The organism is Halostella limicola, from assembly GCF_003675875.1.
GTDB lineage: Archaea > Halobacteriota > Halobacteria > Halobacteriales > Natronoarchaeaceae > Halostella > Halostella limicola.
Genome location: NZ_RCDI01000001.1, coordinates 1,257,586 through 1,279,732, shown reverse-complemented (window position 1 = coordinate 1,279,732; position 22,147 = coordinate 1,257,586). Strand labels below are relative to the sequence as shown.

General features: G+C 69.2%; 20 protein-coding genes. 6 read left to right on the top strand and 14 right to left on the bottom strand.

All coding sequences use genetic code 11. The features are described 5' to 3' along the window. A complete protein-coding gene (gene secY / locus D8670_RS07470; RefSeq protein WP_121817427.1) occupies positions 1–1,440 on the top strand; it encodes a preprotein translocase subunit SecY in 1,440 nt (479 codons plus the stop codon). 342 nt (positions 1,441–1,782) lie between these two features. On the opposite strand, the gene D8670_RS07465 is transcribed toward secY, so the two are convergent. The 9 genes from D8670_RS07465 to mbhE all read right to left on the bottom strand — a co-directional run bounded on the left by D8670_RS07465 (position 1,783) and on the right by mbhE (position 13,675). Next, a complete protein-coding gene (locus D8670_RS07465) occupies positions 1,783–3,441 on the bottom strand; it encodes a potassium channel family protein (protein WP_121817426.1) in 1,659 nt (552 codons plus the stop codon). A 323-nt stretch (positions 3,442–3,764) separates the two neighbouring features. Beyond that, on the bottom strand, positions 3,765–7,124 hold the full coding sequence (locus tag D8670_RS07460) for an MEDS domain-containing protein (RefSeq protein ID WP_121817425.1): 3,360 nt from the start codon (positions 7,122–7,124) through the stop codon (positions 3,765–3,767). 388 nt (positions 7,125–7,512) lie between these two features. After that, positions 7,513–7,872 carry a monovalent cation/H(+) antiporter subunit G gene (mnhG, locus tag D8670_RS07455; RefSeq protein ID WP_121817599.1) on the bottom strand — a complete coding sequence of 120 codons (360 nt, stop codon included), beginning with the start codon at positions 7,870–7,872 and terminating at the stop codon, positions 7,513–7,515. 2 nt (positions 7,873–7,874) lie between these two features. Further along, entirely contained in the window at positions 7,875–8,171 is a 297-nt protein-coding gene (locus D8670_RS07450; protein WP_121817598.1) for an MrpF/PhaF family protein, read from the bottom strand. Beyond that, positions 8,161–8,820, bottom strand: a complete 660-nt coding sequence (locus tag D8670_RS07445) for a Na+/H+ antiporter subunit E (protein ID WP_121817424.1) — start codon at positions 8,818–8,820, stop codon at positions 8,161–8,163. The genes D8670_RS07450 and D8670_RS07445 overlap by 11 nt, the downstream gene beginning before the upstream one ends. Further along, complete coding sequence (locus D8670_RS07440; RefSeq protein WP_121817597.1) at positions 8,817–10,415, bottom strand: complex I subunit 5 family protein; 1,599 nt, start codon at positions 10,413–10,415, stop codon at positions 8,817–8,819. The genes D8670_RS07445 and D8670_RS07440 overlap by 4 nt, the downstream gene beginning before the upstream one ends. Further along, complete coding sequence (locus D8670_RS07435) at positions 10,412–10,753, bottom strand: sodium:proton antiporter (RefSeq protein WP_121817423.1); 342 nt, start codon at positions 10,751–10,753, stop codon at positions 10,412–10,414. Before D8670_RS07435 ends, D8670_RS07440 begins: the two co-directional genes overlap by 4 nt. Before the next feature lie 115 nt (positions 10,754–10,868). Next, complete coding sequence (locus D8670_RS07430) at positions 10,869–11,333, bottom strand: MnhB domain-containing protein (RefSeq protein WP_121817422.1); 465 nt, start codon at positions 11,331–11,333, stop codon at positions 10,869–10,871. Then, positions 11,330–13,675 carry a hydrogen gas-evolving membrane-bound hydrogenase subunit E gene (mbhE, locus tag D8670_RS07425; protein ID WP_121817421.1) on the bottom strand — a complete coding sequence of 782 codons (2,346 nt, stop codon included), beginning with the start codon at positions 13,673–13,675 and terminating at the stop codon, positions 11,330–11,332. The genes D8670_RS07430 and mbhE overlap by 4 nt, the downstream gene beginning before the upstream one ends. Positions 13,676–13,909: 234 nt before the next feature. On the opposite strand from mbhE, the gene D8670_RS07420 reads away from it, so the two are divergent. Further along, complete coding sequence (locus D8670_RS07420) at positions 13,910–14,773, top strand: DNA adenine methylase (protein ID WP_121817420.1); 864 nt, start codon at positions 13,910–13,912, stop codon at positions 14,771–14,773. On the opposite strand, the gene D8670_RS07415 is transcribed toward D8670_RS07420, so the two are convergent. From D8670_RS07415 to D8670_RS07405, 3 genes are all read right to left on the bottom strand, one after another. Beyond that, entirely contained in the window at positions 14,770–15,816 is a 1,047-nt protein-coding gene (locus tag D8670_RS07415) for a restriction endonuclease (RefSeq protein WP_121817419.1), read from the bottom strand. The genes D8670_RS07420 and D8670_RS07415 overlap by 4 nt on opposite strands. A 206-nt stretch (positions 15,817–16,022) precedes the next feature. After that, positions 16,023–16,211: a DUF1328 domain-containing protein gene (locus D8670_RS07410; RefSeq protein WP_121817418.1), complete on the bottom strand. Its 189-nt coding sequence runs from the start codon at positions 16,209–16,211 to the stop codon at positions 16,023–16,025. Between the two features lie 277 nt (positions 16,212–16,488). Then, the gene (locus D8670_RS07405) at positions 16,489–16,872 is read right to left on the bottom strand and encodes a DUF7975 family protein (protein WP_121817417.1); all 384 of its coding nucleotides are present in this window, start codon (positions 16,870–16,872) and stop codon (positions 16,489–16,491) included. Between the two features lie 137 nt (positions 16,873–17,009). Here D8670_RS07405 and D8670_RS07400 point away from each other — a divergent pair, with 137 nt between their 5' ends. Continuing rightward, complete coding sequence (locus D8670_RS07400) at positions 17,010–17,657, top strand: adenylate kinase (protein ID WP_121817416.1); 648 nt, start codon at positions 17,010–17,012, stop codon at positions 17,655–17,657. Between the two features lie 95 nt (positions 17,658–17,752). Here D8670_RS07400 and D8670_RS07395 read toward each other — a convergent pair whose 3' ends face one another. Continuing rightward, on the bottom strand, positions 17,753–19,048 hold the full coding sequence (locus tag D8670_RS07395) for an alpha/beta hydrolase family protein (protein ID WP_121817415.1): 1,296 nt from the start codon (positions 19,046–19,048) through the stop codon (positions 17,753–17,755). A 164-nt stretch (positions 19,049–19,212) separates the two neighbouring features. Between D8670_RS07395 and D8670_RS07390 the strand changes: the two genes are divergently transcribed. The 3 genes from D8670_RS07390 to D8670_RS07380 are packed head-to-tail and all read left to right on the top strand — an operon-like array spanning position 19,213 to position 21,649. Beyond that, positions 19,213–20,130, top strand: coding sequence for a DUF106 domain-containing protein (locus D8670_RS07390; RefSeq protein ID WP_121817414.1), 918 nt, complete (start codon positions 19,213–19,215; stop codon positions 20,128–20,130). Positions 20,131–20,174: 44 nt separating this feature from the next. Continuing rightward, positions 20,175–20,753, top strand: coding sequence for a (d)CMP kinase (cmk, locus tag D8670_RS07385; protein ID WP_121817413.1), 579 nt, complete (start codon positions 20,175–20,177; stop codon positions 20,751–20,753). Then, positions 20,753–21,649: an RNA-guided pseudouridylation complex pseudouridine synthase subunit Cbf5 gene (locus D8670_RS07380; RefSeq protein WP_121817412.1), complete on the top strand. Its 897-nt coding sequence runs from the start codon at positions 20,753–20,755 to the stop codon at positions 21,647–21,649. The genes cmk and D8670_RS07380 overlap by 1 nt, the downstream gene beginning before the upstream one ends. A 44-nt stretch (positions 21,650–21,693) precedes the next feature. Here D8670_RS07380 and D8670_RS07375 read toward each other — a convergent pair whose 3' ends face one another. Continuing rightward, positions 21,694–22,107, bottom strand: a complete 414-nt coding sequence (locus D8670_RS07375; protein ID WP_121817411.1) for a MaoC family dehydratase — start codon at positions 22,105–22,107, stop codon at positions 21,694–21,696. Positions 22,108–22,147 lie beyond the last annotated feature (40 nt).

Genomic DNA, 22,147 nt, shown 5'->3' with positions numbered 1-22,147 from the left:
ATGGGATGGAAGGAGGCTGCCGAACCGGTCCTGACGCGTATGCCCTCGGTCGAGCGACCGGAAGGGCACGTGCCGTTCAAGCGTAAACTCGGCTGGACTGCCGGCGTCCTGGTGCTGTACTTTTTCCTGACGAACGTGCAGCTCTGGGGCCTGGCCACCGGCGGCGGTGGCGACATCTACCAGCAGTTCCGCTCGATCCTCGCCGGATCGCAGGGGTCGGTCCTGCAGGTCGGTATCGGTCCGATCGTCACGGCGAGCATCGTCCTGCAGTTGCTCGGCGGCGCGAACTTGCTCGGGTTGGACACGAACGACCCGCGCGATCAGGTCCTCTATCAGGGCCTCCAAAAGCTGCTCGTCGTCGTGATGACGGTGCTGACGGCCGCGCCGATGGTGTTCGCCGGCAACTTCCTGCCCGCGGGCACGATCAACGTCGGCGGGAGCACGCTCGGACCGGGGGGGACCCAGTGGGTCATCTTCGGTCAGATCGTGGTCGGCGGCATCCTCATCCTGTTCATGGACGAGATCATCTCGAAGTGGGGCGTCGGGAGCGGTATCGGCCTGTTCATCATCGCCGGCGTGAGCCAGCGACTGATCGGCGGGCTGCTCGGCTCGGAGGGGCTGCTCATGCAGTGGTACAACATCGCGGTCGGCAACATCGGCATCGGGCCGATCGCCGGCCCCGGTCTGTACGCGCTGGTGCTCGGTCCCGGCCAGATCCTCGCGCTCATCACGACGCTGCTCATCTTCGGCATCGTCGTGTACGCCGAGAGCGTCCGGGTCGAGATCCCCCTCAGCCACGCCCGCGTGAAGGGCGCCCGGGGTCGCTTCCCCGTCAAGCTCATCTACGCGAGCGTCCTGCCGATGATCCTCGTCCGCGCGCTGCAGGCGAACCTGCAGTTCCTCGGGCGGATCCTGAACTCCACGATGAGCCTTCCGGGGTGGCTCGGCACCTACTCCGACGGACGGCCGGTCGGCGGCCTGTTCTACTACATGGCGCCGATCCAGCGGCCGGAAGACTGGATGTGGTGGTCGGGGACGGTCACCCAGGAGACGTGGCAGGTACTCATCCGCATCGGCGTCGACCTGACGTTCATGATCGTCGGCGGCGCGATCTTCGCCATCTTCTGGGTCGAGACGACCGACATGGGCCCGGAGTCCACGGCGAAGCAGATCCAGAACTCCGGGATGCAGATCCCCGGCTTCCGACAGAACGTCGGCGTCATCGAGAAGGTGATGGAGCGGTACATCCCGCAGGTCACCGTCATCGGCGGCGCCCTCGTCGGCCTGCTGGCGGTCATGGCGAACATGCTCGGCACCATCGGCGGCGTCTCCGGTACCGGGCTGCTGCTGACGGTCTCTATCACGTACAAGCTGTACGAGGAGATCGCCGAGGAGCAGCTCATGGAGATGCACCCGATGATGCGCCAGATGTTCGGCTAACGCGGCTTTCTCCCTTCTTTCGGACGCGTCGACCCGTGAGCGGCGGCGCTCGCCGTCCGGTAGTTCACTGCCGAAAGCGATCTGTGTCCCACGTCGCGACCGTACCGCACGAGCGCGGGAGCACCCCATCCCGGGGGACCGGACGAGACGACAGAGCCGTAACTCCGCGCGGCGACACCGCTTCAATCCGGGCGGCTCGGTGACGGTGTACTCGGCGGAGGAGGCGACGCCGGACGCGACGGACGTCTTCGGCCACGCCAAGGCCAGGAGTGAGCGGTACAGAGAGCAGTGAGCGATCAACCGCAGGCGCCGTGAGACCGCCCGCTCGAAACTTCGCCTCGGTCAGGAGTCGGCGACGCTCCGCTCGAACGCCTGTATCGCCTCGTCGCTCCCCGCGACGAATATCTCGTCGCCCGACTCGACGGTGACGCGTTCGTCGGTGTGGACGGTGCCACCGCGCGAGACGCCGACCACGGTCCATCCCCGGTCGGGGGCCCGCCGCAGGTCCCCTAGCGTCTCGCCGGCGAATGGCTCGGCGTCGGCCCTGACGAGCCGGATCTGGTTGGTGGGGTCCATGACCCGCTCGCCGTGGACCTCCCCGGCGACCAGCCGGGCGCTCACTCGCTGGACAGAGAGGACGTAGTCCGCGCCCGCCCGGAACGCCGCCGACGCCTTCTCCGCGTCGGTGACTCGCGCGAGGATCTCCAGGTCGTCGGAGAGGGAGCGGGCCATCGCCACGGTCATCAGCGCGGTCGCGTCGTCGTCGACGGTGACGACCAGTGCGGACGCCTCGTCGATACCAGCCTCGTAGAGCGTGTCCGGTTCGGTGACGTCGCCGACGATGTCGGGGCCGTTCTCATCCGACTGGTCCACGGTCGTCGCCGAAGCCGTCTCCGGTAGCGCGTCGAGGGCCGCGGCACCCCCCTCGCCGAAGCCGGCGACGACGATCCGCGAGTGCACCGCGGCCCTCGACAACCGCACGTTCGACAATTCGCCGGACAGCTCGTCCAGCTCGCCCTCGGGGCCGGCGACGACCAGCACTGCGTTGGGCGTGAGCCGGTCCTCGGGAGAGGGCGGCATCCGTAACTCGCCGTCGAACCATCCGGCGACGAGCGTCAGGTTCGGATGCTTCGCGATCGGAGACTCCCGGATGGTGACGCCGTGTAATGGGCTGTCCCGCCGGACGAGAACCTCGCGGATGCCGACCCCTCTTTCGGCATCTGAATCGGCGACCGTGATGGGCGTCGTCGCCTTCCCCGCCAGCCGCCGCCCGATGAGCGCGTGCGGGGCGACGCTCCGGTCGACGCCGACCTCCCTGAGCGCCGCCTTGCGCCGCCCCGAGGCCGTGAAGCTGATCACCCGGAGGTTCTCGTTGGCCTCGAGCGCCGTCAGCACGACACTCGCGGTGCTGTCGCCGGCGTCCGTGATCAGGGTCTCCGCTCGTCCGATGGTGGCGCGCTCGAGGTCCTCCCGATCCTCCGGATCGCCGTTAATCGCCTGGTAGCCATCGTCGGAGAGGCGCTTCGCCTCCTCCTCGTCGGACTCGATGAGAACGTAGTCGACATCCAACTCCTCGAGTTCGTCGAGCAACACGCCGGTGTCGCGCCGGTACTCGGCGACGACGACGTGGTCGTTCTTGGTCGTGAGCCGGTCGTCCAGGTTCAGCGGCGTCCGCTCGAACAGCGGGATGACGAGCACTCGCAACGTGACGAACCCGATGATGACGCCGGTCAATTGCATCGACACCATGAGCAGGTTCATCACGGGCCTGTCCCACGGCGAGTCCGCGCCGTACCCCGTCGTCGTCATCGTCTCGACGGTCGTCTGGAACGAGCGGAAGATGGACTGCGGACGACCCTCCAGTACGCGCATCCCCCAGTTGTAGACGAACGCGTACAGGAGGATCACCGAGACGACGCCGACCGCGTAGATGACCAACAGCCGCTGGCGTTGCGTGAGGTCGCTCGGGTGTAATCCCTCCAGGTCCCGAAGTTCGCGCATCGATGTTCTCTATATCCCTGCCAGCTGATTAAAAGGCGGGTCAGGGCTGAGTCGCGGAGTCGGAGTAGTCAGCGGTTTCTCCCCGCTACGGAGACGCCACCGCCTGCCCGGACAGCGAGAAGATGCCCGCGGCGATCATCGTCCCCAAGCCGAGCGCGAAGGCGACCCAGAACCCGAGTGTCCGGGTGTGTTCTACCATACGCCCCCTTCGACGCGGCCATGGTAAAGCGCCAGTGAGCGCTGCGTGACCTGTCTCAGGGGTAATTAGAGCCAGCTAACGTTCCCGACAGTGATGACCGGAACGCCCGTCCTCGGTTGCCGGCTCAGGAGCGGTCCGCGGGGAGCGTGAACGAGAACGTGGCCCCCTCGCCCGGTTCCGAGTCGACCCAGATGTCGCCGCCGTGGCGCTCGACGATGCGCTGACAGAGCGCGAGCCCGATCCCCGTCCCCTCGTACTCGTCGCGGCCGTGGAGGCGGTCGAAGACGTCGAATATCTGGCTCTGGTCGTCGGGGTCGATGCCGATGCCCTCGTCGCGAACCGAGATCACCCACTCCTGGCCCCGCCGGTCGGCGGCGACGTGGACTCGCGGCGGCGCGTCGCCGCTGTAGGTGAGCGCGTTCTCGAGCAGGTTCTGCAGGACCTGCCGGAGCTGGTTACCGTCGCCTTCCACGCGCGGCAGTTCGTCGGCCGCGATATCGGCGTCGCTCTCTTCGATCTGGATCTGGAGGTCGGTGAGCACGTCGTCGAGGACGGCGTCCAGGTCGACCGGTTCGAAGGGGTCGCCTTGCGTTTCGACCCGCGAGTACTCGAGCAGTCCGTCGATCATGTCGCGCATCCGGTCGGCGCCGTCGACCGCGAACTCCAGGAACTCCTCGCCGTCCTCGTCGAGGGCGTCGCCGAACCGGCGCTCGAGCAGCCGGAGGTAGCTCGTGACCATCCGCAGCGGCTCCTGCAGGTCGTGAGAGGCCGCGTAGGCGAACTGTTCGAGGCGCTCGTTCGACTCCTCGAGGGCCCGCTGTCGCTGCTTGCGCTCCAGTTCGTACTTGACCCACTCGCCCATGAGCTCGTGGAACGCCCGTTCGGCGTCCGAGAACCCCCGGTCGCGCGGCTCCGTCGACACGGAGAAGAAGGTCCGGTCGGCGTCGTTCTCCAACTCGATCCGCTTGCCCAGATACGTTTCGACGCCGAACTCCTCGTACGCGATGGAGTTTCCGTAGCCGTGGTCGAGGGGGTTCGTTACGTCGGCGGCCCCGCCGTCGTCGACGGCCAGCTGACAGTAGGTCTCCGAGAGCGGCACCTCCGCGCCGGGCACGAGGTGGTCGTGGTCGCCGCTCACGGCCTCGACCTCGAACGAGTCGGTCGCGGGGTCGATGCGAGCCAGCCCGCCGAGTTCGAGGTCGAGCCGCTCGCACCCGAGGTCGAACAGGTCCTGCAGCTTCTCGTCGAACGAGCGGTCCGGGTCGGCCATGACCTCACACAGCGTCCGCTGGAAGTACTCCCGCTGCTTGCGTTCGAGTTCGTAGCTGACCCACTGGCCCATCAGTTCGAGGAACGTCCGCTCGGTCTCCGAGAAATCCCGGTCGCACGGCTCCGTGCTTCCGAACCAGAGCGTGCCGTACGGCGCGGCGCCGTTGGTGATCCGCGTTCCGAAGTAGCTCGCCAGCTCGAACTCCTGGTATATCTGGTCCTCGACCCAGTCGGTGCCGCGGACGTCGGCCACGCAGACCGGGTCCTCCGCCTCGACGGTCCGCCGGCAGTACCGACCGTCGCCAGGGTCGGACCACAGTATCTCGTCGTCGTCGACGCCGAGCCCCACGCCCTGTTCCAGCCGGAACGGTCCGTCCCACGAGGGCAGGTGGTTCATCCCGCCCATCTCGAGGCCGAACCAGTCGCGACCGAGCTCCAGCAGCCGCTCGAGCTTCTCGTCGAACGAGCGGTCCGGGTCGGACGTGATCTGGTAGCTCTCCCGGAGGAACCGCTCGCGCCGCCGGTTCTCGAGTTCGTACTTCACCCACTGGCCCATCAGCCGCTCGAACGCGCGCTCGTCCTCGGAGAACGCCTCGTCGCGCGGTTGCTCGGAGACGAAGAAGAACGTCCGATCGGCGCCGCCCTCGACCTCGAGGTAGGTGCCGAGATACGCCGCGACGTCCAGTTCGTCGTACACGTAGATGTCGCCGTGCCCGGCCTCGACGGGATCGTTCACGCTCCCGACGCCGCCGCGGTCGACGGCCTCCCGGCAGTACGTCTCCGACAGCGGCAGTTCGAGCCCGGGTTCGAAGTGCTCGTGGTCCCCGCTGACGTACTCGACTTCCAACCGGTCCGCGTCGGGGTCGACCGTGGCCATCGCGCCCAGTTCGAGGCCGAACTGCTCGCAGCCGAGGTCGAACAGCGCCGCCAACTTCTCCTCGAATCCGAGCTCCGGGTCGGACGTGATCTGGTAGCTCTCCCGGAGCGCCGCCTCGCGGTGACGGCGTTCGAGCTCGTACTCCACCCACTGGCCCATCAGTTCGAGGAACGTCCGTTCTGCGTCGGTGTAAGGGACTTCGCGCGGCGTCTCGGACCCGAAACACAGCGTCCCGTACTCGTCGCCGACGTGGACGGTCGTCGCGAAGTAGGCGTCGAGACCGAACCGCTCGTAGGCGGAATCGTCCGTCCAGCCCGCTTCGGCCGCGTCCGTCACGAAGACGGAACCGGGCGACGCGAGCAGCTCCTCGCAGTGCGTGCCGGTGATCGAGTCCGCGACGCCCGCCGCGATCCGGTCGTGGTCGCCGACCGCCTCGACGATCTCGAACCGGTCGTCGTCGGTGCGCGCGAAGTACCCGACCTCCATGCCGAACCGCTCGCTCCCGAGTTCGAGGAGGCGTTCGACCTTCCGCTCGAACCCCGTCCCCGGGTCGGCGATCGCCTCGTACAGTTCCCGGTGGTAGCGCTCGTGCGTTTCGAGGGCCGTCGTCGCCGCGGTCCGGTCGACCAGCGTCTCGAGTTTGCGCTCGTTTTCGCGGGCCGGGCGGTCGGGACCGAAGTACTCCTCGGGCGGCGTGTAGTAGACGTTCGGGCAGACGATGCCGTCGTAGACGAGGTAGGGGTGAGTCTCGATGACGTCGTCGACGACCTCGGGCGGGAGTTCGGACCGGTCGTACTGACAGAGCGCCGTCGCCGCCTCGCCGTCGAGGAGGTCGTTGACGTGCGCTTCGCACGCCGCGAACGCTTCCTGCGCGTCGCGGTCGCCGACGAGCCACGTCTCCTCGGCGGTCACGCGGAACCCGTCGTACTCGGCGACCCCCTCCTCCACCGCGGAGCGGAGGAAGTCGCGGGCGTCGTCGAGGTCGAACTCGCCGCCCCGCAGGTACGACTCCTCGGCAGTGTACAGCAGGAGCTGGTCCGAGTCGATCGCCTGCTCGACGTCGACCCCGCCCTCCCGCAGGGCCGCGATCACGTCTTCCGGCGAGTTGTCGTCGACGATGTACAGGCACCGCTCGCCGCGCTCGATCCCCTCCCGGACGAACGGAACGACCGCCGCGAACTGCTCCGCCCGGTCCTCGTAGACGAGCCCCAGATGCTCGCCCGCGTCGGTCGGTCCGTGCGGATCGTGGACCCCGGAACTCCACGACAGGGAGTCGCCCGTACTCACGAGGCCGTGCAACGTGCGCTCGTCGGCGTGGTCGAGTATGTGATCGCTCATTGTGGCGCCCTTCGAACCCCGGAACTCGGAAGCCCTCTCTACCACCCGCATCCACAGGGGTGCTTGTCAATATCCGGGTTCTGATCGTCGGATGGGAGGCGGTCGTCGCGGAAAAGGGCGTCGTCCGCCGTCGCCGCGGAGGCCGCGTGTCGTCCGCCGCACCAAGTGTGATCCGCCCCGGAACCGGGCACGCCTAATCATTTAGGAACGTCAGCTACGGGGGCGTACCGCTAACGACCCAACGCCGTCAGCGGTCCCGAACGAGAGGCACCCCGAAAACGGAAGGGGAGGCGTGGCGACTGGCGGCGTACCGGGCATTTTCGTCGGTTTTCGGGACGAACGCTCCGCGCGGGTCACGCGACGGCGCGGGGCCGTCGTCCGCCGGCGGTCACTCCTCGTCCGACGAGCGCCGCCAGTCCGCGTCGTCGGCCTTCCCCGGCCAGGTGACCGACCCCATGAAGGGGACGCCGATCCGCTGGGCCGCCCGCGAGATCATGTGCGCCCCGGTCGGCACCGTCAGGAAGAGGAAGACGATGCCGACGAGCGACGGCAGTCCGGCGCCGCCGGGACCGAAAGAGAGGAAGCCGGCGAGGAAGATGGCCGCGGTGCCGAGCGTCGTCGGCTTGCTCGTCGCGTGCATCCGGTTGTACACGTTCGGCAGGCGGAGCAGGCCGATCGTTCCGACCGTCAGGAAGAATATCCCGACGGCGATCAGGGCGACGACGAGCGCGGAGCGTAGCGTAACCATGGTCATTCCCTCGGTTCGATGATGTCGCCTTCGGTGACGTACTTCGCGACGGTGACCGTCGAGAGGAACCCGATGATCGCGAGCACGAGGCTGACGGTCACGAACAGGCCGCGGCCGGTCCGGAGCGCGAACAGCACCGCGATGGCGACGACGTTCGTCGCGATGGCGTCGAGCGCGACGACGCGGTCGGGGACGGTCGGCCCGAAGATCACCCGGTAGCTACAGAGGACACACAGCGCGCTCACGAGGATCAGGCCGGCGTCCGCGGCGCGGACCACGAGTTCGGACTCAGCGGCCATCGGCGTCACCTCCGTCGGACCCGTCGCGCTGCTCGGTCGCTTCCGCGCGCTCCGCGCGCTCGCCCCGTTCCAGGGGGTCCGGAGGGTTCTGGTAGCCCGCCGGATAGACGGCGATGTCGGGGGCCGGGTCGTCCGGCGAGCGCTCCTCGTCGAAGATGACGAGGGCGTAGTCCTCCCACGCGCGGATCGGCTCCACGATCGCCTCGGGGTCCCGGCCGTCGATCACGTGGACGTAGAGGGCGTTCGCCTCGGGGTCGTGGTCCAGCGTGATCGTCCCCGGGGTGATCGTGATGCTGTTCGCGATGGTCGTCACGCCGACGTCCGTCTCGACGCGAAGGGGGACGAGGATCACCTCCGGGTCGATCTGTGTCCCCGGCGCGAGCACGCGGTAGGCGACGTCCACGTTCGCGACGACGATTTCGCGGAGGAAGACGGCACCGAACGCCGCCGCCGCCGGGATCGACCGCAGGCTGCCGCCGAGGTCGATCTCGGCGGCGTACAGGCGGCGAAAGACGAAGGCGACGGGCATCCCGACGACCAGCCCCAGCAGGAACTGGCCGAGCACCGCGTCCGGGGCGAACTCGACCCCGCGGACGAACACCCACAGCGCCGCGAACGCCGCCCCGACGACCGGCCAGCGCCGCGTCACTCCTCGACACCTCCGACCGGGTCGACGACCTCGACGTACCCTTCGCGGTCGATCGCGGCCCCGGCGGCGGCGTCCGCGAACTCGAACACCGGGTCGAAGCCGATACCGAGGACGACGATCGCCGTCGCGACGGCGACGAGGATCGCCACCTGCGCCGGGTCGACGACGGCGTCCTCGACCAGTGGCGTGCGGGCACCCCAGAAGCACCGCGTCCAGGTCCGCGACGTGTAGAGGATGGTGAGCACCGCGCCGAAAAGCAGCGCGACCACCACCCCGACGGCCCCGACCGACCCGCCCGCGGCGGCGCGGCGGACCGCGGCGTCGAACACGAGGAACTTGCCGAAGAAGCCGGTCAGCGGCGGGATGCCGACGAGCGACAGGCTCCCCACGAAGAACGTCGCGCCGAGCACCGGCGAGCGGCCGGCGAGGCCGCCCACGTCCGCGAGGCGGCCCGTCCCGGTGGCGCTGCGCACGGCGCCGGTGACGAGGAAGAGCAGCCCCTTCGCGAGCGCGTGGTGGAGCGCGTACACCAGCGCTGCGGCGACGGCGAACCGGCGGAGCGGTTCGGTGTCGGCCAGGGCGGCGACGCCGACGGGGACGACGATGAACCCCACCTGCCCGATGCTGGAGTAGGCGAACGTCTCCTCGAAGGTGTCGCGGACGACCGCGCCGAGGCCGCCGACGAGGATGCTCGCACAGCCCGTGACGAGCAGTATCGGGCCGAGCAGGGCGAGCGGGGAGTCGCCGGTGACGCCGAGCGCGTCGACCTCCACCGACAGCCCGCCGAAGACGGTGAAGTACAGGCGGACGACGGCGTACACGCCCACCTTCTTGGTCACGCCGGCGAGCATCGCGACGACGGGCAGGGGCGCGGCGCGGTACGCGCCGGGCACCCAGAACTGGAACGGCACCAGCCCCGCCTTCAGCGCGAACGCGGCGAACAGCAGCATCGACAGCCCGAGCACGGGTTCGACGTCGATGCCGTACGCCGCCGGGGTGGCCAGCCGCCGGGCCATGTCGGCCATGTTGAGGGTGCCGGTGACCGCGTAGAGGCCGCCGATGCCCAGCAGCAGGAGCGTACCTCCGACGACGTTCAACACGAGGTAGCGAAGCGCCGCCGCGGTGTGTTGCTCGCCGCCGTAGAACGCGACGAACACGTAACTCGCCATCAGCATCACCTCGAACCAGACGAAGAGGCTGAAGAGGTCGCCGGTGAGGAAGGAGCCGGCGACGCCGAGCAGCAGGCAGTGAAACAGCGGATGGTAGAACACGGCCTGGTTGTCGGGGTCGACGTAGACCGCCGAGAACGCGATCGACGGGAGACCGACGGCGGCCGCGAGGACGAGCATGAACGCCGAGAGCTCGTCCGCGACGAGCGTTATCCCGAACGGCGCCTCGACGCCGCCGACCTGGTAGGCCGCCGGTCCCGCCCCGAGGACGACCCGCCAGACGAGCGCGCCGACGGCGCCGGCGTACGCGACGCCGCCCGCGACGCTCACCGCGCGCTGGAGGCGTCGGAACCGCCGCGTCGAAAGCGTCAGGACGACGCTCGCCATCGCCGCGAGCATCGGGCCGATCACGATCTGTTCCGTCATCGCCATTGGTGGACGTCCATCGTCTCGTTCTCCTGATACGCGCGGTACGTCAGCGCGAGCGCGAGCGCCGTGGTGCCGAAGCTGATGACGATCGCCGTCAGGACGAGCGCCTGCACCAGCGGGTCGGCCGTCTCCGGAACGTGGTCGCCGTGGGTCGCGAGGACGGGGACGGTGTCGGAGGTCCCCTGCTCGATGCCGCCCATCGTGATGAGGTAGACGTTCGCCCCCTGAGTGAGCACGGCGACCCCGAGGACGACCTTCACGAGGTCCCGGCGGTGAAGCAGGAAGGTGCCGATCGCGAACAGCCCGCCGACGACGGCCGCAAGTAGGACGCTCACGCGCGGCCACCTCCGGCGGTCCCGTCGGTCGCTACGGCGGGCGCTCGCGGACCGGAGGCGGCCGGGCCGACCAGCGTACCCCGATGCGGGGTCGCCCCGCGGCGGACGCTCCGGGTCACTCCGCTCCCACCACCGTGAGGATCGTCAGTAGCCCGCCGACGACGACCAGATAGACGCCGACGTCGAAGACGAGCGCAGTCGCCAGCTCTATCTCGTGATAGACCGGCACGTCGTGGACGATGGCGTACGTCTGTGACAGGAACTGCTCGCCGAACGCCAGCGCGACGAACCCGCTCCCGACGGCGACCGCCAGACCGACCACGAACGCGCGCTCGTAGGCGGTCACCGTCCGGTGGTCGAAGACGCCCGTGCCCGGGTCGACGTCCTGCCCGAGGACGCCGACCTCCAGGTAGTCCAGCCCGTGGGCGACGTAGATCAGGGCGAACGCCGCCGTCGTGAGGACGCCGCCGATGAACCCGCCGCCCGGGAGGTTGTGGCCCTGCAACAGCAGCGAGATCGCCAGGACGAGCACGATCGGCACGACGATCCGCGCCGTCGTCTTCATGATCGTCGTCGTCACTGCGTCTCACCCCTGTTGCGCATGGTTATCAGGACGATCACGGAGATGGCCGCGACGGAGATCACGACGATCTCCCCGAGCGTGTCGAACCCGCGGAAGTCCACGAGGATGACGTTGACGACGTTCGTCCCGCCGCCCTGCGGCACCGCCTCGGTCGCGTAGTAGCGCGCGACGGCGGTCGGCTCGGCCGTCGCCTCGCGGCCGGCCAGAAGCACCGTCAGGAAGACGGTCGCGCCGACGAACAGCGAGACGGCGGCGTCGCGTGCGAGGACCCGACGCGGCGTGTCGCCGTAGAACGCCGGCAGCTGCTCGATGACGAGCAGGAAGATAAGCAACACGAGCGTCTCGACGACCAGCTGCGTCAGCGCCAGGTCGGGCGCGCTCGCGAGGATGTAGAAGATGGCGACCATGAAGCCCAGGATCGACACTGTGAGCACCTCCGCGACGTGCGAGGGGGCGATCATCACCGCGACGGCGGCGACGCCGGCGACGGCGAGGACGAGCGCCATCGCCGCCGGCACCGACCGCGTGGCCGGCGGGAGCGCCGTCACCGACGCGGCGTAGCCGACCAGCGCGAGCGCGGCGGCGGCCGTGATGCTCCCGGCGACGTACGTCCGGAGCGACCCGTCGTGGACCGCCGGGCCGGCCCGGGCGCTCGCCGCCTCCGCGCCGACCAGCAGCCGGTCGTACCACCAGTTCGCCCGCAGGGCGTCGCGGTCGGTCGCCGCGCCGACCCCGGCGCGCAAGCGGCCGCCGACGCCGTAGGCGGCGACCCCGCCCGCGATCGATATGGCCGACATGACGACCGGCGGCGTGACGTGGTCCGGCAGGCCGACGTGCATCTCGGGCTCGCCGACCGCGGTGGCGTCGACCGCCGCCTGAACGATGCCGTCGACGGCGACGCCGGGCGCGACGCTGACGACCGCCGTGACGACCGCGAGCGCGGCCGGCGGAGCGACGAGCAGCGACGGGGCGCGGTGGACCGGATCGGCGTCGGCCGCCCGGTCGCCGACGAACATCGAGAGGAACCGCAGCGAGTACACGACCGTGAACACGCTGGCGAGGACGGCCGCCGCGGGGTAGAGCCACGCCAGGCCGCCGGCGTGGTGGGCCCACTCGTAGGCCGACTCGAACAGCAGCTCCTTCGAGTAAAACCCCGAGAACGGCGGGATGCCCGCCATGCTCAGCGCGGTGACGCCGGCGATCGCCGCGGTGACCGGCAGGTCGCGCCACAGCCCGCCCAGGCTGTCGATGTGTCTGGTCCCCGCCTCGTGGGCGACGATGCCGGCGACGAGGAACAGCGCCGCCTTGAACGCCGCGTGGTTCAGGAGATGAAACGACCCGGCCTCCGCGCCGTAGGCGTTCTCGAACCCGAAGGCGGCGACCATCAGTCCGAGGTGGCTCGCCGTCGAGTACGCGAGCAGTTGCTTCGAGTCCGTCGCCGCGACGGCCAGCGCCGCGCCGACGGTCATCGTGAGCAGGCCCACCGTGGCGAACAGGTAGGTCCACTCGGGCGAGAGCAGCAGTGGCCGGAGCCGACCGACGAAGTAGACGCCGACCTTCACCATCGTCGCGGAGTGGAGGAAGGCGGAGACGGGCGTCGGCGCGACCATCGCGTTCGGCAGCCAGAAGTGCAGCGGCACCTGCGCGGACTTCGCGCCGGCGGCGACGCCGAGTAGCGCCAGCGCCGGCACGAACAGCCCCCGCTCCCGGAGCGCCGCCTCCATCGCGTCCGGGTTCGCGAGCATCGCCGACAGGTCGAACGTCCGCGCGCCGAGGGCCGGTTCGGCGGCGACCGCGAGCACGAGCAGGCCCGCGAGCAGGCAGAGGCCGCCGCCGACGGTGACGACCATCGCCATCCGCGCGGAGTACCGCGACGCCTCGGCGTCGGTGTGGTGGCCGATGAGGACGAAGGAGGCGACGCTCGTCAGCTCCCAGAACAGGAAGACGAGGATCAGGTCCGCGGCGAACGCGACGCCGAGGATCGACCCCATGAACGCCAGCAGCGTCGCGTAGTACCGCGCGAGGTGCTCGTCGCCGTGCATGTACTCGCGGGAGTACGCGAAGATGAGGACGCCGATGCCGCTGGCCAGCAGGCCGAACAGCAGCGCCCACCCGTCGACGTAGAACCGCGCCGCCACGTCGAGCGACGGCACCCACGGGAACGAGACGGCGCCGCGCTCGCCGACCTGCGTCAGCAGGAGGCTGAACGACGCCAGCGCGACGGCTGCCCCGGCGTACCCCGTCCGCTCACCGATCAGACGGTGCAGAAGCGGGGTCGCGGCCGCGGCGACGAAAGGTAGCGCTATAGCGACGGTGATCACCGATAGAGCCGGAGCCATCCAACAGGGCAACTATCTACCAGACGCGCCTTAGGCGTTGCCCAATTAGCCCGCAGTAACACCGCCTGAAACCGACATTTCGAGGGGCCGAGAAGCGGCTGACGCCACAGGCGGGCGGGAGCGATGGAGGCGATAGGGGCGCCGCCGGCTCGGTCCCTACGGGTCCGTCGACGGACTCCGGCCGCCGCGGCGGGGACGATGGATATTAGGCGCCGCGGGTCAGTCTCCCGATAGATGGTCGACCCAGTGCTGAAGTGGGCGGGCGGCAAGCGTCAACTGCTCTCCGAGATCACCGCCCGCTTCCCCACCGAGTACGACCGCTACCACGAGCCCTTCTTCGGCGGCGGGGCGGTGTACTTCCACCTGGAGCCGGACGGCGGGTCGATAAACGACCTCAACGAGCGCCTCGTCACCTTCTACGAGGTCGTCAGGGACGCGCCGGAGGCGCTCGTCGAGGAGAACCGGACCCACGAACACGACGACGATTACTACTACGACGCCCGCGACGAGTTCAACGAGCTCCGCCGAGTCGACGAGAAGACCGATGAGCAGGCGATACGGGAGGCGAGCCTCCTGCTGTACCTGAACCGGACGTGCTTCAACGGCCTCTACCGGGAGAACTCAAGCGGCGAGTTCAACGTCCCGGTCGGCCGGTACGCGAACCCGGACTGGATACAGGCCGAGCGGATCCGTGCGGCCAGCGACGCCCTCCGAGGCGCGACGATCCACAACGAGGACTTCGGCTACGTCGTCGACGAGGCCGCCGCCGGCGACCTCGTCTACTTCGACCCGCCGTACCAGCCGGTGTCCACGACAGCCAACTTCAACGACTACCACGCGGAGGGGTTCGACAGGGACGACCAGCGCCGCCTGCGGGACGTGGCGGCCGAACTCGACGAGATGGGCGTCTCGGTCGTGCTCTCGAACTCGCCGCCGGTGGCGGAGCTGTACGAGGGGCTGGAGTCGTTCTCCGTGGAGATCGTCGACGCGACGCGCGCGATCAACAGCGACGGCGACGGCCGCGGCGAGGTGGCGGAGGTGCTGATCACGAACGTTCCCGAGGGGGAGCGCCAGCGGACGACGCTCTCGGAGTTCTAGAAGTCGCTCAGGTCGCTGCGAACGTACTCGAAGGTCTGGGAGGGGCCGCTCCCGGCGGCCCGGATCTCGGGGAGTTCGGACAACCAGCGCCCGATCGAGAGCGCGCGACGGGCCGTCGTCGACTCGGCGAGTTCGGTCTCTCGGGCGAGCGTCGCCGTGATCTCCTCGCGCCGCAGCGTTCCCGCCTCGCGCAGTCGGTCGTAGACCCGCCTGACGATCTCCACGTCGCGAACGGCGTCGTGGAGCAACTGCCGCGCGGCGTCGTCGTCGCCGCGGTCGAGGTGGGTCAGGTAGGCCTCGCCGTTCCGGGTGAGCCCCCAGCGCCGGACCTCCCGACCGTCGACCTCGACGCGCTGCTCCTTGTGGGCGAACCCGAGGAGCCACGCCGCCATCCCGTAGTAGTCCGCCTGCCGCGGGTCGAAGGAGTCTCCGCGCTCGGCCTGGACGTACTCCGCGACGTCCGGCTTGCGGTCGCGCCCGGCGTCGATCGCCCGGAGTACCAGCCGGAGCGTGTCGAAGTCGTCCGCCTGCGGCACCTCCAGCGAGGGGACGGCGTCCGTCCGCTCCGGCCCGTCGAACACCGCCCAGAAGTCCTCGTCGGGCTCGTACGTCCCGTCGGCCGTCCGCTCTACGCCGACCTCGCCCTCGACCATGATCTCGGCGAGGCGCTCGCCGTCGATCAGGCGGATGTCGTCGCGTTGCGCGCTCTCTTTGGCGCCGCTCGTGAACGACGAGGTCGCGATGAACGTGCCGACGTGGTAGTTCTGGTCGGCGAGCGCCCCCTTGAAACTCCGCACGCTCCGAGCGCCGACGGTATTGCCGGGCGAGTACTGCTTGACCTGGATCCCGAGGCGGGCGTGAAACAGGTCGCGGTCGACGACCGCGTGGACGTCGATGCCGCCGTCGCCCCGAAACGGCGTCAGTTCCAGGTCCCGGGTCCGCTCCGCGCGCTCGACGAGCATCTTGCAGAGGATCTCGAACTGCTCGTGGTCCACGGCCAGCGCGCGATCGAGCACGTACTGTCGCGCGGTCGACGCGTTCATTCGCCCTGACGGAGGGGCCGACGGGAGAAATACCTCACGCTCGATATGTCTCCCGAGAGTAAGTCCCGCCGACACGTATCCCGGAGTAAGTACCGCCGAATCGGGGTGTGAGGCGGCGCGCCGACAGCCGATATCCGCCGCGGCGCTTCCGGTCGAGCGCTCCGAAAAAAGTAATCGTAATGGCCCACGCCCGCGGCGACGGGCGGCTACAGCAACAGCGTGACGATCGCCAGGATGATGAAGATCACGATGAAGATCCTCGCGATCTCCATGCTGACGCCGGCTACGCCCCGTGCGCCTACCACCGCGGCGATGATCGCCAGGACGAAAAACACGATCGCCCACTGCAAGAACTCGCCGGTGAACTGCAACGGGGCCAGCAACACGTCGCTCATCGGCCCTCCCCTCCCGTAGCGCCTGTATTCGTGAGCATACACCAGCGTTTCCACGCTTAGGGCCTTTGTAATAGCCGCCTTAGTCGAAGAAACGCCGAATTAGGTTGCTGCACTGTCTCTAACTATTAACCGTTCCCGATCTGCGGTGCCGACGCCGGCTGCCGGTGACCGCCGTCAGCCGAGCGGCCGCGACCGGAGCGACCGGCCGTACGCTTTCTCAGAAAGACTGAACAGGCGACGCCCCGGCATCGAGCACGAGCGACTCGTCAGTCAGGCGTCACACGTCGACGACCCAGGCGCGGTACTCCTCCGTGCGGTCGTACACCTCGACGAACGCTCGGTCGACGAACTGCGCGACGCGGTTGGCGTCGCCGCGGCCGACGACGCGGACGTTCGTCCCCTCGGCCTCGTCGGGGCGGGTCACCTCGTCGATGGTGAACGACGGGAACTCGCCGAGCAGGTCCTTCAGGCGGTCCATCTCCTCGTCCGTGCAGTCCATGTTGAGCGTGTCCTGACTGATCTGGATCCACGGCGCGAGCTCGTCGGTGTCGACGTCTGCCTCGATAGTGAGGAAGGCGCTGTCTCGCTCGCGGTGGGCGGTGATGGCGTCGACGAACAGCTTCCGCCGCTCGGTCGGCGTGTCGGCGTCGAAACGGGTCATGCGCGGAGGTACGCGGGCGGGGGAGGAAAAACGTCCCCTTGCGCGGCGCCGTCTCGGACGTCCGAGCCCACTCGACCGCCGGCCGGGCGCGCGCCGGATCCTTCAAGCATTTACCGCGCCGCGCTGAAGCGGACGGTATGAGCGCACCCAACGTTCTGATCCTGGGCGCACCGGGCGCCGGCAAGGGCACGCAGAGCAGCAACATCGCCGACGAGTTCGGCGTGGAGCACGTCACGACGGGCGACGCCCTGCGCGCGAACAAGGACATGGACATCGGGCACATGGACACCGAGTACGACACGCCGCGGGCGTACATGGACGCGGGCGAGCTCGTGCCCGACGAGGTCGTCAACGAGATCGTCAAGACCGCCCTGCAGGAGGCCGACGGCTACGTGCTGGACGGCTACCCGCGGAACCTCTCGCAGGCCGAGTACCTCGACGGGATCACGGATCTCGACGTCGTGCTATATCTCGACGTCGACAAGGACGAACTCGTCGACCGGCTCACGGGCCGGCGCGTCTGCGACGAGTGCGGCGCGAACTACCACGTCGAGTTCAACCCGCCGGAGGAGGAAGGCGTCTGCGACGAGTGCGGCGGCGAGCTGATCCAGCGCGACGACGACACCGAGGAGACCGTCCGCGAGCGCATCAACGTGTACGAGGAGAACACGGAGCCGGTCATCGAGCACTACGACGAGGAGGGCGAACTCGCCCGCATCGACGGCGAGCAGACGCCCGACGAGGTGTGGGACGACGTCCGCGAGACGATCGAGTCCGAGGCGTAACCGAACGGGCGGCCTTTCTCCGAGCGTTCCGCGCGGCGACACTGGCGAGGCCGAGCGCAGTGAGGGTACTCGGAGACGCTCGCCGGCGCGCCCGGTCAGGCGTCGGCGACGCCGCGGATCCACGCAGCGACGTCCGCGACGACGTAGCCCGCCACGTTCCCGCCGAAGTAGAGGCGGTCCATCGTCGCCGGCGTCGGGCCGTCCTGGAAGTAGTGGTCGACGCCCTCGTAGAACTCGGTCCGGCTGCCGTCCGGCAGGTCGGCCGCCCGCCACTCCTCGAACTGGCCGCGGAGGAACTCGTAGAGCCCCTCCTGAACCTCCTCGTCGACCCCGCCGGTCTTCGCGACGAACGTCGGCGCGTCGAGGTCGCTCGCGGTCCCCCGCGGATCGCAGTCGCGGTGACTCCGGTGCCACACGCCGGGCTGGCCCATGAGGGTCTCGTCGTCGTCGAAATCGCCCTCCGCGATGCGTCGAAACGTCTCGCGCGCGGCCTCGAGTTCCTCCCGCTGGTCGTCGCTGAGGTCGCCGTCGACCTCCATGCCGTACCGCATGAACGAGAGGTCGTCCGGGTCGACGACAGGTTCGGCGGGGCCGTCGAGTATCACGACGCCCGCGACGCCGCCGTACCGGTCGGCGATCCGGGGCGCGCACATCCCGCCCTGGCTGTGTCCCGCGACGAACACGCTACCGGCGTCCACGTCCGCGGCGTCGGCGAGTTCCGAGGTCGCGGCCACCGCGTCGTCCGTGACGACGGCGTCGAGCGTGTAGTTCTCGTCGGCCACCTCGTGGTCGTTGAGACGCTTCTCGTAACGGAGCGAGGCGATGCCCTCGCTGGCCAGCCCCCACGCCACGTCCTTGAGGATCTTCGACGCTCCCGCGCTGCCGTCCGGGTCGTGGATCCCGTGACCGTGAACCAGCGCGACGCCCGGGAACGGGCCGTCGCCGTCGGGCACCGCGAGCACCCCGTCGAGGGTCACGTCGCCGGCGTCTATCGTCACGTCGCGCTCGCCGAACGCGTCGCGGTCGACGTAGTCGGGGACCTCGTACGCGGGATCGAAGGCTAGGTCCGCGACGCCGTCGTCGTCGACCTCGACGGCGGCGACTTCGCTGCCGTCCGCGAAGACGAGTTCGACCGCCGCTTCACCGTTCTCGACGGCGACGTCCCCGACCGCCTCGAAGTCGCCGTACTGACCGTACAGCCCCCACCAGTACCGTTCGAGGGCGTCCGCCGTTTCGAGGGGGCCGTCGCGGAACTCGTCGGGGAAGGACTCGACGATGCGCTCGCGCCCGCTCTCGTCGGCGAGTTCGGCCGCGTCCGCGAACGCTCCGCCGCCGAACGCCGCGGCGAACTCGCATGCCGTCGCTTCGACCGCATCGTCGTCGGGAACCATGGATACGGCTCGTGGTACCGAACGCGCCGCCAAATAACTTGATGTGCGTGACAGATCGAACGGGTCGCTCCGACCGCCCCGACCGCGCCCCGAGCGGAGACGGGGGGCGTTCTGACGGACGCGAGGTAAAAGGTTGATTACAGGGCGTCTCCTACACGCGGACAATGGCACGGACAGCGGAGAAAGTAGAGTCCCTCATCGAGGAGGACGTGACGATGGCCGACGCCATCGCGGCGGTGCGCCGCGAGACGAAGGCCAACGGCGGCGAGGTAGAGTGGGGCGACGTCCGCGACGACCTGACCAGCGGGCAGTGGGGCCGCCTCATCGAGACGGGGATCCTCGTCAGCGGGGACGAGGGGTTCAAGCTCTCCGACCCGGCGGCCGTCGACGCGGTGCTCGACGAGGACGAGTCGGTGACGGCCACGACGACCGCCGCGTCGAGCGACGCCGACGCCGGCACCGACGACGACGATTCCAGCTGGTCGCAGTACGACAAGCTGGCCGGCGTCGCGGCGCTCGGCCTGATGGTCGGCTACTACTACACGCCGGTCCGGAACGCGGTCGGCGGCACCATCGACCTCCTGCTCTCGCCGCTCTCGACGACGATGCCGTTCTACACGGTGATCCTCTCGATCGCGATGATCACGGGCCTGTACTCGACGCTCCTCCAGTCGAACCTGATGGACATGGACAAGATGTCCGAGTACCAGGAGCAGATGCAGGCGATCCAGGAGAAACAGAAGCGCGCGAAGGAGCGCGGCGACGACGAGGCCCTGGAGAAGATCCGCGAGGAGCAGATGGAGGCGATGGGCGACCAGATGGGCATGTTCAAAGAGCAGTTCCGCCCGATGGTGTGGATCTTCCTGCTCACCATCCCCTTCTTCCTCTGGATGTACTGGAAGATCGGCACCGGCGACGTCGGCGGGGCGACGATCGTCATGCCGATGGTCGGCGAGGTCTCCTGGAGCGAGGGGGTCGTCGGCCCGATGCAGGCGTGGATCGTCTGGTACTTCCTCTGCTCGATGGGCTTCACCCAGCTCATCCGGAAGTCGCTGAACCTCCAGACCACGCCCTCGACGTAAGGCGAGTTCAAAATCCCTTTTACTACCCCGCGCGGAGGTAGGGTATGTTACTAACCGTCTCCGGCCCGCCCGGGAGCGGAAAGAGTACGAACGCGGCCCGTCTCGCCGACGAGTTCGGACTCGAGCACGTCTCCGGCGGCGACATCTTCCGGTCGCTGGCCGACGAGCGCGGCCTCTCGCTCGCGGAGTTCAACGAGCGCGCGGAGGAGGACGACCAGATAGACCGCGACCTCGACCGCCGCCTGCGCGAGATAGCGGTCGAACGCGACGGCGTGGTGCTCGAATCCCGACTCGCCGGGTGGCTGGCCGGCGACGAGGCCGACCTGCGGTTCTGGCTCGACGCGCCCGTCGACGTCCGCGCGGAGCGCATCGCCGACCGCGAGGACAAGCCCGTCGAGCAGGCCCGGGAGGAGACCGAGACGCGCGAGGCGAGCGAGGCCCAGCGCTACCGGGAGTACTACGACATCGACATCTCGGACCTCTCCATCTACGACGTCTCCCTGAACACGGCGCGCTGGGGCGAGGACCCCGCGTTCCGGATCCTCGCCGACGCCGTCGAGACGTACGACCCGAGCGACGACGAGGGCAAGTACCCCGTTACCGACGTTCGGTACGAGTTCTGATGTCCCTTCGCGCCCCGCCCGAGGAGCGGTCGGCCGCCGACCTCCTCTCGTTCGGCGTCGTCAACCTCGACAAGCCGGCGGGTCCCTCGGCGCACCAGGTGTCGGCGTGGGTCCGGGACATGGTCGCCGACCGCGTCGGCGAGGACGCCGTCGACAAGGCGGCCCACGCCGGGACGCTCGACCCGAAGGTGACCGGCTGTCTCCCGACGATGCTGGGGGACGCGACCCGCCTCGCGCAGGTGTTTCTCGAAGGGGCGAAGGAGTACGTCGCCGTCCTCGAACTCCACGACTCGGTGCCGAGCGATATCGAGGCCGTCGCGGGCGAGTTCGAGGGGCCGCTCTACCAGAAGCCGCCGCGAAAGAGCGCCGTCGCACGGAACCTCCGCGTGCGCGAGGTGTACGACCTCGACGTGCTGGAGGCGACCGAGCGACAGGCGCTGCTGCGCATCCGCTGCGAGAGCGGGACGTACGTCCGGAAGCTCTGTCACGACCTCGGCCTCGCGCTGGGGACGGGCGCGCACATGGGTCACCTCCGCCGGACGGCGACGGACCCGTTCGACGACCGGAACCTAGCGACGCTGCACGACCTAGAGGACGCGCTGGCGTTTCTCGAAGACGGCGACGAGGACCTCCTCCGCGAGGTCGTCGCCCCCGCCGAGCGGGCGCTCGACCACCTGCCGCGGGTCACCGTCGCGCCGAGCGCGGCCGAGCAGATAGCGAACGGCGCGCAGGTCTACGCGCCGGGCGTCGTCGAGGCGGACGACGCCGCCCGCGAGGAGGGGGGGCTGGTCGCCTGCTACGCGCCGAACGGGAGCGCGGTCTGTCTGGGGCGGACCGCGGGGCCGTTCGACGCCGACGCGGGAGTCGCCGTCGAGTTAGAGCGCGTGCTGGTGTAGGGGAGCGCCCGCAGAACGCGCCGACACGGTGCGCCGGTACCGCGCTAATCGCCGGCGCTCGCCTGCCCGTGGGGGAGCGACAGCACGGTCGCGGTGCCGGTGACGACAGGGCCGTCCTCCGTGGCTGCGGTCGTCTCGACGCGCAACTGGTCCTCCTCGTCCGTCTCGGCCACGGTGACGGTCGCCTCCACCGTCTGTCCGGGGCGGACCGGCCGCTCGAACGAGAGGTCCTGGTCGACGTAGACGATGTCGCCGGGGAGGTCCGCGAGCGCGCTGGAGATGGCGCCGGCGGACAGCATCCCGTGGGCGACCTGGCCGTCGAAGACCGAGTCGGCGGCGTAGCCCGGATCGAGGTGGAGCGGGTTGTCGTCGCCCGTGACCGACGCGAACGCGTCGATCCGTCGCTGGGTCACCGATAACTCTGCCGTCGCCGTGTCGCCGGGGTCCGCAACTGGCATGCACTGTGGTAGGCACAGTCGTCCGGTCAATCCCGGGGTT